Below are 17392 nucleotides of genomic sequence, written 5' to 3' on the forward strand. Positions count from 1 at the left end.
AGCCTGCGGCGCCAGCGCCCCCTGCTGGAGCCGGCACCGCCAGATCCCGCTGCCGAGACAGCGATCCAGCTGGTGCGGCCACTGTTGCTGTTCAGCCGCAGCGACACTGCCCGTCTCTGCCGCGAGCTGGGCCTGCCGGTCTGGACGGACCCCAGCAATACCGATCCCCGCTTCGCTCGCAATCGGCTGCGGCAGGAGGTGCTGCCGGTGCTGGAGCAGCTCCATCCCGGCGCCACCCGACGGATCGGCGCCCAGGCCGAAAGGCTGGCCGAGGAACTGGAGCGGGACGAGGAACTCGTTGCACTGGCCCTGGCCGGCCTGCATACCACTCCCGCGACTTCCACCCACGAGGTTTTCACCCACGAGGCTTCCTCCCTCGGCCGGCAGCTGCAACGGGCGCCGCTGGTGGCCCTCAGCCTGGCCAGCCAACGGGCCCTGCTGCAGCACTGGCTGAGCCAGCACAACCTGCAGCCTCTCTCCAGCCGTCAGCTGGAGACGCTGCTGGCCCGCCTGGCGCCGCGCCGCGGTCCTGGCCGGCTCGATCTGGCCGGAGGCTGGCGCTTGCGCTGGGATCGCAGCACACTGGCCCTGCTTGGGCCCACCGCCGGATCGCTGCTGCATGACTGAGACCCAGGACCATCTCTACGCGGCCGTGGAACTGGCCTACAGCGAGGCCCGGTGGTCCGAGGCCCTGTCCATCGGTCAGCAGCTGCTGGGGCAACTGGATCCAGCAGCGAATGCCTCGCTGAAGGTGCGCCTGGAGCTGCTGCTGGGCCACATTCAGCTCTATGGCTTCGGTAATGCCACCGCTGCCGCCGAGCACTACACCACGGTGAGTCAGGCCAGGCCGGCCCCGATCCTGCTGGACATCGCCCAGCAGGGGCTGGAGCATTGCCAGGTGTTGCTCGGCGGCAGCGCGGGGGCTGCACCGGTGCTGGACGGCATCGAGCAAGGGGATGTCGTCCCGGAGGGCTCGTTGCTGGGGAACTCCGATCCTGATCAGGAGCGTGGCGAAGCAGAGAATCCGGCAACCCCAGCGCCAGCTCTGGACGGCACAGCGGCAGCCACAGGCCTGGAAGACGGATCGACGCCGGAGACAATCGAAACGGCCGGTGCGACAGGCGCGGCGTTCCCCTTCACGCCCACGGCGGTGGCCAGGGGAGGAATCGCCATGCCTGCGGCGGCCATGCCCTGGATGGTGGATCTGGGTGCCAGCGATCCCGGAGCCCAGCCCGCGGCAGATGGCGCCGTGGCGATGGCCTCCAATCCCTTTCTGCAAGCTTCACCAGTGATGCCGGCGGGTATCACCGTGCCGCATTTACAGGCGGATCCCCAAGAAGCCGCTGCTGAACCCACAGCGCCGGCGGCTGCAGTGATGGCTGTTGCACCGATTGCGGTGGAGGTGGTGGATGAACCCGAGCTCATCGAGGTGAATCAGGCTGATCCCACCCGGGCCGAGGAGATCGAGGTGGTTCCTGTGGAAGCCAAAGGTGGGGCCAGCCTCACCCTGGAGAAGACCGGGGAGGCAGAAGTTACCGTTCCGCCGCCCCTGTTCACTCCGGAGGAAGAGGAGGAGCTGGCCCGCGGACTGCTGCGGGTGGTGCTGCGCTGAGGGCGCACGCACCACTCCTGACAGAAGCGGGCGTTCAACAACCGGCGATCAACCGGCCACGGCAGCGGAGCGGCGGCGGCGGGTGCGTCCGACCGGCTCCTCCTCCTTGACCGCCACCTGCCGGACGGCTGCGGCAGGTGCAGCCACAGGGGGTGCCACCGCGACAGCGGCGGCAGATGCGGGCGCTGATGCAACGGCCGCTGCAGCGGCCACTGGTTGACGCTGGGGGGCGCCGTTGCCGTTGCGGATGATCTCCCGCCCGCCATCACGACGACCTCGCGGCGCGGGACGGGTATCGGGTTCGGCATCAGCGCGCCCCTTGTAGGCAGGCGTACCGGCCGGGGCGGGCTGCACCAGGCAGATGATCAGCGGCTCCACCTGCAGCTCGCGGCGCAGGCGACGCTGCAGCCCCAGTTCGATCTCGCGCTGCACACCGACCCAGTCGACGTCGGGGGCATTGCCGCCGCTGTTCCGGGCCAGATGGCTCCAGCGATTCTCGAGCACCCAGTTGATCTCGCGCTCGGTCCAGACCGAGAGCTTGCGGGCATCGGCGGTGGTGACCACGCCGCGCAGATTCACCCGGGGCGGGGCCGCCATCACACCATCGGTGCTGATCACGGTGAGCAGGTTGATCACGCCGTCTTCCGCCAGCTGCTGGCGCTCCTTGAGCACGCGCGCATCGACGATGCCGTTGCGGGAGGCATCCAGCAGCTCGATGCCGGCCTTGACTGCTTCTCCTTTGCGGATCGAATCGGGGGTGAGTTCGACCACATCGCCGTTATCGATCAGCAGCATGTTGTCGGCGGGCACCCCCATCGACTGGGCCGTCTTGCTGTGGCAGACGAGCATGCGGTGCTCACCGTGCACCGGCACGAAGTACTTGGGCCGGGTGAGGGCCAGCATCAACTTCTGGTCTTCCTGGCAACCATGACCCGAGACGTGGATGCCTTCGCCCTTGCCATACACCACCTTGGCGCCGAGCATCATCAGGCGGTCAATCGTGTTGACAACGGAGATGGTGTTGCCCGGAATCGGACTGGCCGAGAAGATGATCGTGTCGCTGCTTTTCACCTGGACCTGCGGGTGCTCACCGCGGGAGATGCGGCTCAGGGCGGCCAGCGGCTCACCCTGACTGCCCGTCATCAGCAGCAGGGTTTCGCGATCGGGCAGATCGCGGATCTGCTTGATCGGCACGAACAGTTCATCGGGGGCACGCATGTAGCCGAGCTCCCGGGCCTTGGCGATCACATTGAGCATCGACCGACCCAGCAGGCCGACTTTGCGGCCGTTCTTGAGCGCCAGTTCCAGAATCATCGCCACCCGATGGATCGAGCTGGCGAAGGTGGTGATGATCACCCGACCCTCAGCCTGGGCGATGTGCTGGTCGAGTTTGGGGAACACGGCCCGCTCCGAGGGCGTGAAGCCGGGTACCTCCGCATTGGTGGAGTCGCTGAACAGACACAGCACACCTTGCTCGCCATAGTGGGCCAAGCGGGCCATGTCGAAGTGCTCGCCGTCGACCGGCGTATGGTCGAACTTGAAATCACCGGTGAACACCACCACCCCGACCGGCGTGGTGACCGCCAGGGTGAAGCTGTCCGCCATCGAGTGGGTGTTGCGGATGAACTCCACCTTGAAGTGCTTACCCACCTGCACCACATCACGTGGGCCCACCGTCTGAATCACCGTGCGATCGGTGACACCGGCCTCCTCCATCTTTCCCTGCAACAGGGACATGGCCAGGCGGGGGCCATAGATCACGGGGATGGTGAAGTTCTTAAGGTGGTGGGGGATGCCACCGATGTGATCTTCGTGTCCATGGGTCACGATCATCCCGCGGATCCGTTTCTGATTCTCACGCAGATAGCTGGTGTCGGGCAGCACCACGTTGACGCCGTGCATGCCATCGCTGGGGAAGGCCAGGCCGGCATCGACGAGCATGATGTCGTCGCCGTATTCGAACACGCAGGTATTCTTGCCGATCTCATGCAGGCCCCCCAGGGGAATCACCCGCAGCGCCGGGGTCTTGCCATTGGCGCCGGGGGAGGAGCTTGGACGAGCGTGGCCGTTCTGATTGGTCATGTAGGAAAAAGGAAAGAAGAAAAAGAAAGAGACCGATGAAGCGAGCGTAAGGACGGATGGCGGTCCGTCGTCGGGCAGCGCAAGCCTTGGCGTCAGGTAGGACGCAGGGCAGCCAGGACAGAGATGAGGCGTTGACGCACGTCGGTATCAGCGGAAAGAAGGGGAAGACGGGGAGCACCCACCGGCCAGCCGCAGATCTCCAGGGCGGCTTTGACGGGGATGGGATTGGTGGTGCAGAACAGGGCTTTGCACAGGGGCAGCAGCTGCTCATGCAGCGCCAGGGCAGCGGCGGCATCGCCAGCGAGGAAGGCCTGGATCATGGCCTTGATCTGGGGGCCGGCCACGTGGCTGGCGACGCTGACCACCCCGACAGCCCCCACGGCCAGCATTGGCAGGGTGAGGGCATCGTCGCCGCTGTAGATCGCCAGCCGATCCCCGCAGAGCAGGCGCAGCTGGCTCACTTCTTCGGTGGTGCCGCTGGCGGCCTTGAAACTGACCACGTTGGGCAGATCCAGCAGGCGAACCACGGTGTCGGGGGCCAGGCTGCAGGCGGTGCGTCCGGGGATGTTGTAAAGCATCAGCGGCAGCTGGGGCGCTGCCTCGGCCACAGCCCGGAAATGGGCTTCCAGGCCCGCCTGGGGAGGCTTGTTGTAATACGGCACCACCACCAGGGCGGCATCGGCACCCAAGGCAGCCGCGGCTCGGGTGGCCTCCACCGCCTCGGCGGTGCAGTTGCTGCCGGAGCCGGCAATCAGTCGGGCCCGGCCGTCGATCGCCTCCTTCACGGCGGCGAACAGACGGTGCTCCTCCTCCCAGCTGAGGGTGGGAGATTCGCCGGTGGTTCCGCACACCAGCACCCCATCGGAGCCATGGCTGACCAGGTGATCGGCGAGGCGGCCGGCCAGCTCCAGGTCCACCGACCCATCGGCGGCAAAGGGGGTCACCATGGCGGTGACGACCCGGCCGAAGGGCGCGTTCATCCAGGGCGATGGTGCCGTGTTCCCAGGGCTCAAGCGGCACCTCCGGCAGAAACGGTCGCCGCCGTCAGGCCGGCAGGATCGCGCAGCAGCTCGGCGATCTGGATGGCATTGAGGGCCGCACCCTTGCGGATCTGATCACCGCAGAGCCAGAGCTCCAGCGCGTTGGGATCGCTCAGGTCCTGGCGGATCCGCCCCACCGCCACCGGGTCGCGGCCGGTCACATCGGTGGGCATCGGGAAGCGGTTGGCCTCGAAGTTCTCGAGCAGTTCCACCCCGGGCGCCCGGGCCAGAAGCTGCCGCGCCTCCTCCACCGGGAAGGGCTCGGCGAATTCAATGTTCACGGCTTCGGAATGGGCCCGCAGCACCGGCACTCGCACACAGGTGGCCGTGAGCCGCAGATCGGGCAGCCCCATGATCTTGCGGGTCTCGTTCAGCATCTTCAGCTCTTCCTCGCAGTAGCCACTGGGCTGCAGGGGGGAGTTGTGCAGGAAGAGGTTGAAGGCGAGGGAATGGGGCAACACCTCACTGACTGGCTCACCACCGTCGAGCACGGTGCGGCTGAGGCGCTGCAGTTCCTCCATGGCACGGGCACCGGCGCCGCTGGCAGACTGATAAGTGCTCACCACCACCCGGCGGATCGGGCGTCGGGCCGCCAGCGGTGCCAGCGCCAGGGTGAGCAGGATCGTGGTGCAGTTGGGGTTGGCGATGATGCCGCCGTGGCTGAAGGCGGCCTCGGGATTCACCTCCGGTACCACCAGAGGCACCGATGGATCCATGCGGAAGGCACTGGAGTTGTCGATCACCACGGCGCCGGCGGCGGCCGCCAGCGGCGCCCATTGCTTCGACACCGAACCACCGGCCGAGGCCAGCACCAGATCAACGCCGTCGAACGCCTCCTCCGTCACCGGTTCGATCGTGAGGCTGCGCCCCTGCCAGGCCAGGGGCTGGCCGGCGGAACGGGGCGATGCCAGGGGCCGCAGCTCGGCCACGGGGAAGCGGCGTTCCTCCAGAAGTTGCAGCAGCTCCTGGCCAACGGCGCCGGTGGCTCCCAGGATCGCGATCCGCAGGGGGCGCTGCGGCAGGGCGGCAGGGCGGGCAGCGGTGGTGAGGGGGTGAGAGACGGTCAAGAGCGGTGGGAACGGGTGGGATCCATGGCGTCAACGGCCAGGGCTGTGGCTGAGAACCAGGCTGTGGGCGAAATCCGGGCTGTGGGCGAAAACCGGGCAGCCTGTGAAGGAGCGCTACGGAGTCGGGGCGCCGAGCCGAAGCGGTTCGGGCAGGCCGGGGCCGCGATCGGGGAAAGCGGTGGCTGAGGCCGACCGAACCGGTCGACAGGGTGGGGAGGCTGGGGAGTGGGTGAACGTGAAGTGGAAAAGCTGGTGGCGCCGAATCGGATGTGGTGACCGGAATGGGGAGCTGTCTCCAGGCTGGGCTCGAGCCGTGGCAGAGGCTTCAGAGGGATGAGGCGCCGGGGTGTGCGTCAGGCCAAGTCGACTGTGAACACTCGACTGCGAGCCATCAACCGTTAACAATCGATTGAAACCAATCCATTGTCTCGCTTCAAGAATCGCTGCAACAGGCGACCTTGTTCAGGCGGCCTCGACCGGGATCGAGACCGTTGCCGCAGGTTCCGGCACAGGCCAATCAGCCCAGGCCAGACCGGCAGCAGGGATATGGACGTCGTCGTCGTCCTCCGCACAATACGTGGCGCGGCGTGTCCTGGGCCACTTTCTAGGATGAGGGGCTGCCTGTTGATCCGCCCCCGTCATGCCTGCCACCGCCGAGTCCGCCAGCCCCACGGACCGCAGCCCAGCGCTGACGGTCAGCACCAGTCCAAGGCCCGGCAGCCGCATCGCCGTGGAGGTGGCCGTCCCTGCCGCGCGCTGCCAGGCCAGCTACGACACCGCCCTCGAAAAGCTCAGCCGCACGGTCAAGCTGCCCGGTTTCCGCAAGGGCAAGGTTCCCCGGCCGGTGCTGCTTCAGCAGATCGGACCAGTGCGGATCCGCGCCACCGCCCTTGAGGAGCTGGTGGAGGCCATCGTGCAGGAGGCGATCCGGCAGGAGGCGATCGACGCGATCGGCCGCCCCGAACTGAGCGAGGGCTTCGAGGAGCTGCTGGAGCGTTTCAGCCCCGGCAGTGAGCTCACCCTCACCCTCGTGATGGATGTGGAGCCCAGCCCGAGCCTCAAGGCCACCCGGGGCCTGAAGGCCGAAGCCGAGACCGTGCCCTTCGATCCGGCCCGGGTCGACGAGCTGATCGAGGAGCAGCGCAAGCGGCTGGCCACCCTGGTGCCGGTGGAAGATCGCCCGGCCGCCGCCGGTGACGTGGCCGTGCTGAGTTTCGAGGGGGTCTATGCCGACACCGAGGAAGCGATCACCGGTGGCAGCAGCGAGACCATGGAGGTCGAACTCGAAGTGGATCGGATGATCCCCGGGTTCGTGGAGGGGGTGATCGGGATGGAAGTGGGGGAGAACCGCACGATTGAGTGCCAGTTCCCCGACAGCTACCCCCAGGAGGAGGCCCGCGGCCGCCAGGCCCGTTTCGCGATCACGCTCAAGGAGCTCAAGACCCACGAACTTCCCGCCCTAGACGACTCCTTCGCCCAGCAGGCCAGCGACAAGCAGACCCTGGCCGAGCTGCGCCAGGACCTGGAGCAACGGCTGCAGGAGGACGCCGAGCAACGCACCCGCAGCAACCGCCACAACGCCCTGCTCACCGCCCTGGTGGAGCAGCTGGAGGTGGAACTGCCGGAAACCCTCGTGCAGGAGGAGATCCGCGCCCTGATCGAGCAGACCGCCGGCCAGATCGCCCAGCAGGGCATGGACGTGAAGAAGCTCTTCACTCCCGATCTGGTGCGCAGCCTGATGGAGACCTCAAGGCCGGAGGCGGAGCAGCGTCTCCGCCGCAACCTGGCCCTCCAGGCCCTGGCCGCCGCCGAAGCGATCGAGGTGGCCGCCGAGGAGATTCAGGAGAAGCTGCGGGAGGTGAGCCGCAGCCTCAGCGACAGCGACGCGATTGATCCGGAGCGCCTGCGGCTGGCGGTGACCGACGACCTGCTGCGCAGCAAACTCCTGGAGTGGCTGGAGCAGAACAGCACCATCGAAGAAACCGAGGCGAACCCGACGGGAGATCCTGCAGCCGAGGCCTAAGCCAGGGGCCTGAAGCCAGGGGCCTGGCAGAATCGCCCACTGACTTGAATCCACAGGCCTGGGATTCCCCATAGATTGACCGACCAGTCCGACAGCCCGGCAGCCACCGCGTGATCGACGCCCCTCTCAGCACCCTGCGCCCCCACCCGGTTCAAAACCGCTGGCAGGGGGAGCGTCCCTGGAACGGCCTGCCCACCGCCAGCGCGGTTGGTTCGCCGATGGCCAACCCCGGCGTGCTCCCCACGGTGGTGGAGCAGTCTGGCCGGGGCGAGCGGGCCTTCGACATCTATTCGCGCCTGCTGCGCGAGCGGATCATCTTCATGGGCACCGGCATCGACGACGCCGTCGCCGATGCCCTGGTGGCGCAGCTGCTCTTCCTCGAAGCGGAAGACCCCGAGAAGGACATCCAGATCTACATCAATTCTCCGGGGGGATCGGTCACGGCGGGGCTGGCCATCTACGACACCATGCAGCAGGTCGCTCCTGACGTGGTGACCATCTGCTACGGCCTCGCCGCCAGCATGGGCGCCTTCCTGCTTTCCGGCGGCACCAAGGGCAAGCGCCTGGCCCTGCCCAATGCGCGGATCATGATCCACCAGCCCCTCGGCGGTGCCCAGGGCCAGGCGGTGGATATCGAGATCCAGGCCCGCGAGATCCTCTTCCTCAAGGACACGCTCAACGGTCTGATGGCCGACCACACCGGCCAACCCCTGGCAAAGATCGCCGAAGACACCGACCGCGACTACTTCCTTTCTCCAGCGGAAGCGGTTGAATACGGTCTGATCGACAGGGTCGTCGAGGAGGGATCGGCCACCACCGGACAACCGGTACCGGTCTGATCCCTACCGGTTTGATCCTTAAGGACTGCCCTCCAAGGGCGATTTGCGTTGATCCTGGAGATTCGGGGTCACCCTGCCAGCCCCGGCACCCAACCCTGACCCGAACGCCCCCTGCGCGATGGCCAAGTTCGATGCTCACCTGAAGTGCTCGTTCTGCGGCAAGTCGCAGGAACAGGTGCGCAAGCTGATTGCAGGCCCAGGCGTCTACATCTGTGACGAGTGCATCGATCTCTGCAACGAGATTCTCGATGAGGAGCTTGTCGACGCGCCGGCGGGTGGTGCCAGCCGCAGCAGCCCGGAGAGCGGCCGCAAAAGCGTGGCCAAGAAGGCTCCCAAGCCGGCGCCGACCCTGGCTTCGATCCCCAAGCCCCAGCAGATCAAGACCTTTCTCGACCAGCAGGTGGTCGGCCAGGACGACGCCAAGAAGGTGCTCTCGGTCGCCGTGTACAACCACTACAAGCGCCTGGCCTGGCAGGGCGATGGCCAGGGAGAGACCGACCGCACCGCCACCCGGCTGCACAAGTCCAACATCCTGCTGATCGGCCCCACCGGCTGCGGCAAGACCCTGCTGGCCCAGACCCTGGCCGAGCTGCTGGATGTGCCCTTCGCCGTGGCGGACGCCACCACCCTCACCGAAGCGGGCTATGTGGGCGAGGACGTGGAGAACATCCTGCTGCGCCTGCTGCAGAAGGCCGACATGGATGTGGAGGTGGCCCAGCGGGGGATCATCTACATCGATGAGATCGACAAGATCTCCCGCAAGAGCGAGAACCCCTCGATCACCCGCGACGTCTCCGGTGAAGGCGTTCAGCAGGCGCTGCTGAAGATGCTGGAGGGCACGGTCGCCAACGTGCCACCCCAGGGGGGCCGTAAGCACCCCTATCAGGACTGCATCCAGATCGACACCAGCCAGATTCTGTTCATCTGCGGCGGCGCCTTCGTGGGCCTCGAAGATGTGGTGCAGCGGCGCATGGGCCGCAATGCGATCGGCTTCCTGCAGGCTGACGGACGGACCCGCCCTCGCGGCAAGGACCATCAGGCCGCCCAGGTGCTGCGGCATCTGGAGCCGGACGATCTGGTGCGTTACGGCCTGATCCCCGAATTCATCGGCCGCCTGCCGGTGAGTGCCGTGCTCGAACCGCTCGATACCCGCGCCCTTGAGGCGATCCTCACCGAGCCGCGCGATGCCCTGGTCAAGCAGTTCCAGACCCTGCTGAGCATGGATGACGTGCACCTGGAGTTCGAACCGGATGCGATTGAGGCGATCGCCATTGAGGCGCACCGCCGCAAGACCGGTGCCCGCGCCCTGCGCGGCATTGTGGAAGAGCTGATGCTGGAGTTGATGTACGACCTGCCCTCCCGCCAGGACGTGAAGACTTTCACGATCAGCCGGAATCTGGTGGAGCAGCGCAGCCTGGCCAAGGTGGTGCCCTATCCCAGCAACCTCGACCGGGAGCAGAACGACAAGACCGCCTGACGGGGTAGCCGGCGATGGCGGCAGCCGATCATCTTGAAGTTCCCCGCCAGCACGGTCTGTTCCATCACCACGGCATCGACCTCGGCGATGGCACGGTGGCCCACTACCTGGAGGGAAGGGCCATCCTGCGCAGCCCCCTGGAGGAGTTCAGCCGCGGCCAGCCGGTGAGTCTGGTGACCTATCCACCGCAGGCCTGCTCCCCGTCTGGGGTGACCCTGCGGCGCGCCATGAGCCGGCTGGGGGAGCAGAACTACAACCTGCTGTTCAACAACTGCGAGCACTTCGCCCACTGGTGCAAGACCGGGCGCCATCGCAGCGGCCAGGTGGAGGACTGGCTCCAGACCGGCAGCCGCGGCCTCCAGGCCTTCGGGCAGGTGGTGCCGGCAGCCCTGATCGGTGCCGTGCGCCTGCTGCTGAGCCAGGGTCTCAACCTCGATGCCCGGCAACTCGAGCAGGGGCGCGCCCTGGCCCTCAGAAGCCTCGAGCAGCTCGATGGGCTACGGCTCAACCTGCAGCGGAGGCTGGAGACCGAGCTGGCCAGGGCCGAGGAACGCTGGGGCCAGGGCAGTGGCGCCGGCAACGACCAGTTCGCGGCCCTGCGTCTGGCTGCCCAGAAGCTGGCCGATCAGCTCAGCGAGGTCGAGGAGCTGGAAGGGCGTCTGGAGCGGCTGCTGGAACAGGGGGGCGGCCAGTAGCCTCGGATCTCCGGCCGCGTCATCCGGACGGCACGACGCAGCGAGCGGTGATGCAGCGATCAGGGATGCAGCGATCCATGAACCCGCCATGAGCCAGGCGTACCAGCCGCTGCACCACAAGTACCGGCCCCAGCGCTTCGACCAGCTGGTGGGTCAGGAGGCGATCGCCGCCACCCTGGGCAATGCCCTGCGCACCGGGCGGATCGCGCCGGCCTACCTGTTCAGCGGACCGCGTGGCACCGGCAAGACCTCCAGCGCCCGCATCCTGGCCCGCTCGCTCAACTGCATTGCCCATGCGGGGCCCACACCCGAGCCCTGCGGCGTCTGCGAGCTGTGCGTCTCGATCGCCGCGGGCAATGCTCTGGATGTGATCGAGATCGACGCCGCCTCCAACACCGGTGTCGACAACATCCGCGAGCTGATCGAACGCTCCCGCTTCGCCCCGGTGCAGGCCCGCTGGAAGGTCTACGTGGTGGACGAGTGCCACATGCTCTCCACCGCAGCCTTCAACGCCCTGCTCAAAACCCTCGAGGAGCCGCCGCCACGGGTGGTGTTCGTGCTCGCCACCACTGACCCCCAGCGGGTGCTGCCCACGATCCTGAGCCGCTGCCAGCGCTTCGATTTCCGCCGCATCCCCCTGGAGGCCCTCGAGCAGCACCTGCGCTGGATTGCCGAGCAGGAGTCGATCGGCATCACCCCCGAAGCGCTGCATGTGGTGTGCCAGCGGGCTCAGGGGGGATTGCGGGATGCGGAAAGCCTGCTCGATCAGCTCAGCCTGCTGCCCCCACCGATCGAGGCCGGTGCGGTCTGGGAGCTGCTGGGGGCCGTGCCCGAACAGGAGCTGCTGGAGCTGGCCGGTGCCATGGCGACATCGGAGCCGCTGGGGGTGATCGATGCCAGCCGCCAGTTGCTGGAACGGGGCCGCGAACCGGGGGCGGTGCTGCAGGGACTGGCCGGCCTGCTGCGTGATCTGGTGCTGGCCGGCGTGGCGCCGGAACGGCTCGAACTCACCAGTTTCTCGCCCCAGTTCCGGCCCCGGCTCCCAGAGCTGGCGCGGCAGATCGGCAAGGCCCGCCTGCTGCAGTGGCAGGCGCAACTGCGCGGCAGCGAACAGCAACTGCGCCAGAGCGTGCAGCCGCGGCTGTGGCTGGAAGTGCTGCTGCTGGGTCTGCTGGCGGAGCCCACCATCACCGCCGCCGCAGTGCCCCCAAGGCCGGCCGTGGCCACGGCGACCGCGACGGGCACGGGCGCGGGCACGGGCACAGTCGCAGGGAGCCGCACGGGATCAGCCAAACCAGCCTCCACCTCCGAGCGCCCGACCCACCCCACGGACCAGCCAGTCGCCAGCCCGACACCGGCACCCGCGGCAGCAGCCACTCCACCCCAGCCGCTCGACACCATCACAGCCTTGCCGGAACTCTGGCAACAGATCCTGGCGGGGCTGGAACTGCCGTCGACCCGCATGCTGCTCTCCCAGCAGGCCCAGCTGGTGCGCCTCGACGGGCAACGAGCCGTGGTGCGGGTGGCCAGCACCTGGATCGCGATGGTCCAGAGCCGCCTGCCGCTGCTGGAGCGTGCGATCACGTCCGTTGTGGGCAGTCCGCGCCAACTGGTGCTGGAAAGCAGTGATCAGGGTCCTGTGGCCGGCGCCGAAACCAACCCGGCGGCCGCCGCTCCTTCACCGGCCCAGTCCTTCCACACCAGCGGCCGCTCCGTTCCGGGCCCATCCGCTGCCAGCGTGTCAGCAGCGCCTCGTCCCGAGGCGCTGCAAGTAAGGCCTGCGGCTCAGCCGGTTCGAGAGCCAGCTGGCTCACTGGCCCCTGATCCACAGCCGCAGGCCGCCAGCCCGGTGCCTCAGCCAACCTCACCCTCCCAACAAGCAGCGACTCCGACGCCACCCCACACTGATCCTGGTGCTGGCCGACTGGATGAGAAGGCACGGCGACTGGCCGACTTCTTCCAGGGGGAAGTGGTGGAGTTGGACGCCCCCCTCGAGAGGGAGGAACCCTCGGTTGAACGTCTGGCGGCAAGCCCCTCTGAGTTGACAACCTGAGCTGCGCTCCGAGGTTGCTCGCGTCGGGTTCAAGGCCGCGCTGGAGGTGCTCTAACTGCTGACGGCCTCTTCGACACTGGCGTCATCGCCGAGGTGCAGGGTCTTGACCCAGACCAGGCGCTTCGGCAGCACAGCCATGCGCAGGGTCACCCAGGGGATCACCACGAACCAGTGCACCAGATAGAGGATGCCCAGACCCATGGCCAGCGGACCCATGGCCGGCAGGGCAGGCCCCTCGCTGGGACGCCGGCAGCCGCTCACGATCGCCAGGCCGGAGAGACCGAGGGCCACGATCGAGAGCGGCCAGATCGTGGGCAGGGTGCGGGTGATCAGAGCGCCGGCCAGATCCGCGATCGAGACCACCGGCAGCATGTACTGCAGGAGGAAGAAGCAGGTCAGATCAAGTTTCTGGCTGAAACGGAGCGGCCCGAACACCAGGCCCTGGCCGTAGTCGAAGAAGCGTTGCAGGCCCCCTTCCGCCCACCGCTGCCGCTGGCGCCAGAGGGCGGCGAGGCTGAGCACCGCCTCCTCCTCCACCGGCGGATCCCAGAACACGCCGATCGGCTGGTTGGCCAGCAGCAAGCGGAAGCTGAGATCGAGGTCGTCGGTCACCGTGGCCTCGTTGAAGCCGCCGCAGGCCTGCACGGCTTCGCGCAGCAACAGCTGGCCGTTGCCGCGCAGCTCGGGCACACCGCCCACCGACAGGCGCCCCTCCTGGATCACCGCATCGAGTGCCATCTCCATGGCCTGGGCGCGGGTGAGCAGGTTGACAGGGCCATTCACCACCGCCTTGCGCAGCTGCACCGCCGACCAGCCACCGGCCTCGGCGGCGGGAATGACCCTCTCGAGCAGGTCAGGCTGCAGGCCGGCATCGGCATCGAGCACCAGCATCCAGCGGCCCCGCAGCTGGGTCATCACCTCGTTGAGGGCGCCCGATTTGCCCCCACCCGCATCGCGGGGGCGCCGCAGCACCCGCAACAGCGGCGTGGTCTGCTCCAGCTCCCGTAGCAGCTCGGGAGTGGCATCGTCGCTGCCGTCGTCGATCACCCAGAGCCGCAACTGGCCCTCCGGATAGCGCAGCTGCCGGATCCGATCCACCAGACGACCGATGACGGCCTGCTCGTCGCGGGCGGCCACCACAAGATCCACTGCCGGCAGATCGATGGCTGGCAAGTCCCCCGCAGACGCGTCCACACTGCGGCGAGCCTGACGCAGAGCCTGGAGCAGCACCGTGCGCAGGCTGTAACCGCCCAGCAGCACCGCCAGGCTGAGCGCAGGCAGAAGGCTGCGCTCAGCTGCCAGCCAGTGGGGTGCGAGCCCGGCCCAGGTGCAGCCCAGCAGGAACAGTGCCGATTTGGCGCGGCGATCTCTGCCAGTGCTGGCAATGCCAACGCCGGCATTGGCACTGTCGCTGGCAGTGGCGCTGTCGCCGGCAGCCATGGACACCCCGTGAGTGGCCAGACTTTAAGGGTGACGCTCCGGAATCACAGGCGGAGCCTCGGACTGAAGACCCGTCAGCGGCACCAGTGCCGTGCCCGGGTAGTAATGCTGCAGGATCCGCCGCAGGCCCCAGCCACGGCGCGCCAGATCAATGGCGCCGGCCTGGGACAGGCCGGCGCCATGGCCGAAGCCGCCCCCGACGACACGCCACTGGCCCGCCGCCACGGGCCGAACCTCGAACAGGGTGCTGGGCAAGGTGCGCAGGGTGCGGCGGATCGCATCGAGCCGCAGCACTGTGGAGTCGCCACTGCCGACAATCTCCAGGGCCAGCACCCGGCCACTGGGGCCCCGCTCCAGCACCCGCACACTGCGCGGCTCACCGAGCCTTGGGGCCACTCCGCGCAGAGCCGCACTGATCTGGGCGGCGGTCAGCTGGCGCTGCCAGCGGAAGACGGGATGGCTGGCTCCATAGGCGGCCCCTCCCTGGCGCAGCAGCAGGGCAAGGCCCTCCTGCTGAAGAGGCAGCGGCAGTGAGGCCTGCAACGCGGCTGGTCCATCCACGAAAGACTGCAGATACGGGAGAGGCTCTCCACTCCACCCTTCCTCGAAGCCTGCCGCTACCCCACCGTTGGTGGCGTGATAGACGGCATGAATCGGCCGGCCGGCGTAACTGAGCACCTGGTGGCGGGTGCTGGCGATCGCCTGGCGAACCGCCGCGCCGGCCTGGCGTGGATCGCTGTAGACCTGGCACTGGGTGTCAGCACAGAGGTGATAGCCATCCACCCCATAGCGATGCTGGTTGCGCAGCGCCCAGGTGCGCGCCAGCACGGCCTGGGCCGCCAGGGCTGCTGCCGGCGAACCGGCTCCGATTTCATGGGGCACCACGCCCTCGAGATAACGCTCGAGCGGCGCCTCCTCCAGCAGTGACCAGCTGCCGTAGGCATCGGGTTGCAGGCGGAAGGGACCGCCGTACACGCCGTTCTGCCAGCGCAGCCCACCAGGCGCCTCGATCCGGATCGGCTCCTGAAGTGGCCGTGCACCGTCGGCCGGCCGCAGCTCCGGTACCCAGCGACCCGGCAGCCGGCGTTCCTGCAGCCGGGGCTGCAACCCCAGGGGTGGCAGGGCGGAGGCGGGTGCCCACACCTCCCAGTCGCCCGGGTGCGCGATCACGGCTGCCACACCAAGCTGGCGCCACTGGTCAGCAGCCTGCTCGGCACTCTCGAAACTGGCGAACGGCCCGAGCGCCGGGCGCCGCCAGATCCGGGGCTGGGCCAGGGGCTGCCAGCGCCAGTGCACCAGCAGATCGGCCCCCTGGACTCTGTGGCCGGCCGCATCGGTGAGGATGAGGCCACCGCGGGCGCTGCGCAGCCGCAGCGGCGGTGGCACCGGGCCAGCAGCCTGGCTTGCGGGGGCGAGCCGGGCGGCCAGGGCCACCCAGAGACGCGGATCCCGTGGATCGGGTTTTGGCGGCGGTGGCACGGGCCAGTGCAGTTCCGACTCCATGGCCACAGCCCCCGGCGGGGGTGGAGCCGCCGGGACCGCCATGGTGGGACCTGCTGCCGGGGTTGATGCGGATGAGGCGTGATCGGTGGGAAGCGAGGCCCGGCAGCCCCCTCCAGCCAGCATCAGGGGCACCAGTGCACTGACCGCGAGACCCCGCAACGGCGGTGAAGAAGAGGCAAGGAGACGGGGGGCTGCAGCCATGGATGAGTTGGGTTGCTTGGCGAATGGGAGGTTCGCGTCGTACTTTGCTTGTTTGCGTCCGCGCCGCGAGACATGCCGAAGCTCAAGACCCGCAAAGCTGCCGCCAAGCGGTTCAAGGTCACCGGCAGCGGCAAATTCATGCGCCGGCGCGCCTTCCACAACCACCTGCTCGATCACAAGAGCCCGAAGCGGAAGCGTTATCTCGGCACGATGGCCGTGGTGGATGAGCGCGACGCCGAAAACGTGGCCCGCATGATGCCTTACGCCTGAGCCAACTGCGCTCGGCTCGCCTGATTCCTGATCCTTTTCAACCCGATTCCTCCCCATGGCCCGCGTCAAGAGGGGCAACGTAGCCCGCAAACGTCGCAATAAGATTCTTCGCCTGGCCCGGGGTTTCCGCGGCGGTAACGGCTCGTTGTTCCGCACCGCCAACCAGCGGGTGATGAAGGCCCTCTGTAACGCCTATCGGGATCGCCGTCGCCGCAAGCGTGATTTCCGTCGTCTCTGGATCGCCCGCATCAACGCCGCCGCCCGCATCAACGGCCTCAGCTACAGCCGCTTGATGGGTGGTCTCAAGAAGGCAGACGTGCGTCTCAACCGCAAGATGCTGGCCCAGCTTGCTGTGGTCGATCCCAGCAGCTTCTCCAGCGTCGCCAGCGCCGTCAAGGCCTGACGGCGGCGGTCGGCCCGATGGATCTTCTTCTGCCTCAGGCTTACCTGCTCGGTCTGGTGGTGCTGCTCGGAGGTGCCGCTGTCGTGGTGACCCGCCAGATCCTGCGGGTCCGGCGGGATGAGTCAACCCTGGCCCGGCTTGAGGGTGCGGGAGTCGAACAGGATGCTGCCAATCTGTACGAGCTTGGCTCCGTGCAGCTGCGCAAACGGCTCTATGGCCAGGCGGTTGACACCCTGAAGCGGGCCCTCAAACAGGTGGATGGCGAACAATCCCCCGGTGAGGCCAGGGCTCTGATTGCCAACGCGATCGGCTTCGGCCTGGCTGCTCAGGGACAGTACAAATCCGCGATTCGTCATTACGAATCTGCTCTGCGTGCCAAGCCGGATTATCCGGTGGCACTCAACAATGTCGCTTTTGCCCTCGAGAAGCAGCAGAAACTTGAGGAAGCCTGCGAGGCCTACAAGCAGGCCCTCACTCTCGATCCCTCCAACAAGACGGCCCTGCGCCGGTTGAAGCGACTGGAGCGCAGTCAATCAGCTCTCAAGACCAGCGTTCCCAATCCAGAAACCTGAAGCTGTCACTCCCTCAGTGCAGCGGTCGGGACTGCTCATCTGTCTGCGGCCACAGAATCCAGGCGCTGCCCACAGAGTCCAGTCACCGAAGTGCTCGCCCAGGGGTTGACGAGGC

At 67.6% G+C, this 17392-nt stretch carries 15 protein-coding genes; 10 read left to right on the forward strand and 5 right to left on the reverse strand.

Annotated elements, in window-relative coordinates; all coding sequences use genetic code 11:
* A partial coding sequence (locus VB716_RS07250) for an ATP-binding protein (protein ID WP_323270119.1) occupies positions 1-627 on the forward strand: 627 nt, incomplete at its 5' end.
* A complete protein-coding gene (locus tag VB716_RS07255; RefSeq protein ID WP_197157512.1) occupies positions 620-1612 on the forward strand; it encodes a hypothetical protein in 993 nt (330 codons plus the stop codon). The genes VB716_RS07250 and VB716_RS07255, both read left to right, overlap by 8 nt.
* Positions 1613-1660: 48 nt before the next feature.
* On the opposite strand, the gene VB716_RS07260 is transcribed toward VB716_RS07255, so the two are convergent.
* The 3 genes from VB716_RS07260 to VB716_RS07270 all read right to left on the reverse strand — a co-directional run bounded on the left by VB716_RS07260 (position 1661) and on the right by VB716_RS07270 (position 5801).
* Positions 1661-3694 carry a ribonuclease J gene (locus tag VB716_RS07260; protein ID WP_323270120.1) on the reverse strand — a complete coding sequence of 678 codons (2034 nt, stop codon included), beginning with the start codon at positions 3692-3694 and terminating at the stop codon, positions 1661-1663.
* Positions 3695-3786: 92 nt separating this feature from the next.
* Positions 3787-4674 (reverse strand): 4-hydroxy-tetrahydrodipicolinate synthase, encoded by an 888-nt coding sequence (dapA, locus tag VB716_RS07265; protein WP_322757807.1) that lies wholly within the window; start codon positions 4672-4674, stop codon positions 3787-3789.
* Between the two features lie 29 nt (positions 4675-4703).
* Positions 4704-5801: an aspartate-semialdehyde dehydrogenase gene (locus VB716_RS07270; RefSeq protein ID WP_323270121.1), complete on the reverse strand. Its 1098-nt coding sequence runs from the start codon at positions 5799-5801 to the stop codon at positions 4704-4706.
* A gap of 640 nt (positions 5802-6441) precedes the next feature.
* On the opposite strand from VB716_RS07270, the gene tig reads away from it, so the two are divergent.
* The 5 genes from tig to VB716_RS07295 all read left to right on the forward strand — a co-directional run bounded on the left by tig (position 6442) and on the right by VB716_RS07295 (position 12888).
* Positions 6442-7824, forward strand: coding sequence for a trigger factor (gene tig / locus VB716_RS07275; RefSeq protein WP_322757805.1), 1383 nt, complete (start codon positions 6442-6444; stop codon positions 7822-7824).
* Between the two features lie 134 nt (positions 7825-7958).
* Complete coding sequence (gene clpP, locus VB716_RS07280; RefSeq protein WP_370594813.1) at positions 7959-8663, forward strand: ATP-dependent Clp endopeptidase proteolytic subunit ClpP; 705 nt, start codon at positions 7959-7961, stop codon at positions 8661-8663.
* A gap of 118 nt (positions 8664-8781) precedes the next feature.
* Positions 8782-10140, forward strand: a complete 1359-nt coding sequence (gene clpX / locus VB716_RS07285) for an ATP-dependent protease ATP-binding subunit ClpX (protein ID WP_197157503.1) — start codon at positions 8782-8784, stop codon at positions 10138-10140.
* A gap of 14 nt (positions 10141-10154) precedes the next feature.
* On the forward strand, positions 10155-10835 hold the full coding sequence (locus tag VB716_RS07290; RefSeq protein WP_197157501.1) for a lecithin retinol acyltransferase family protein: 681 nt from the start codon (positions 10155-10157) through the stop codon (positions 10833-10835).
* An 88-nt stretch (positions 10836-10923) separates the two neighbouring features.
* Positions 10924-12888, forward strand: coding sequence for a DNA polymerase III subunit gamma/tau (locus VB716_RS07295; RefSeq protein ID WP_323270122.1), 1965 nt, complete (start codon positions 10924-10926; stop codon positions 12886-12888).
* Positions 12889-12939: 51 nt separating this feature from the next.
* Here the strand turns inward: VB716_RS07295 and VB716_RS07300 are convergent, their stop codons facing one another.
* Positions 12940-14328: a glycosyltransferase gene (locus tag VB716_RS07300; protein ID WP_197157498.1), complete on the reverse strand. Its 1389-nt coding sequence runs from the start codon at positions 14326-14328 to the stop codon at positions 12940-12942.
* Between the two features lie 24 nt (positions 14329-14352).
* Positions 14353-16032 (reverse strand): SpoIID/LytB domain-containing protein, encoded by a 1680-nt coding sequence (locus tag VB716_RS07305; RefSeq protein ID WP_323270123.1) that lies wholly within the window; start codon positions 16030-16032, stop codon positions 14353-14355.
* A 72-nt stretch (positions 16033-16104) separates the two neighbouring features.
* On the opposite strand from VB716_RS07305, the gene rpmI reads away from it, so the two are divergent.
* Genes rpmI through VB716_RS07320 form a run of 3 tightly spaced genes read left to right on the forward strand, consistent with a single transcriptional unit; the run spans position 16105 to position 17277 of the window.
* Positions 16105-16302 (forward strand): 50S ribosomal protein L35, encoded by a 198-nt coding sequence (rpmI, locus tag VB716_RS07310; protein WP_197157494.1) that lies wholly within the window; start codon positions 16105-16107, stop codon positions 16300-16302.
* 55 nt (positions 16303-16357) lie between these two features.
* The gene (gene rplT, locus VB716_RS07315; RefSeq protein ID WP_197157492.1) at positions 16358-16705 is read left to right on the forward strand and encodes a 50S ribosomal protein L20; all 348 of its coding nucleotides are present in this window, start codon (positions 16358-16360) and stop codon (positions 16703-16705) included.
* A 17-nt stretch (positions 16706-16722) separates the two neighbouring features.
* A complete protein-coding gene (locus tag VB716_RS07320; RefSeq protein WP_197157490.1) occupies positions 16723-17277 on the forward strand; it encodes a tetratricopeptide repeat protein in 555 nt (184 codons plus the stop codon).
* Positions 17278-17392: the final 115 nt, after the last annotated feature.

The sequence above is a fragment of the Synechococcus sp. CCY9201 genome, assembly GCF_034931105.1.
GTDB lineage: Bacteria > Cyanobacteriota > Cyanobacteriia > PCC-6307 > Cyanobiaceae > CBW1002.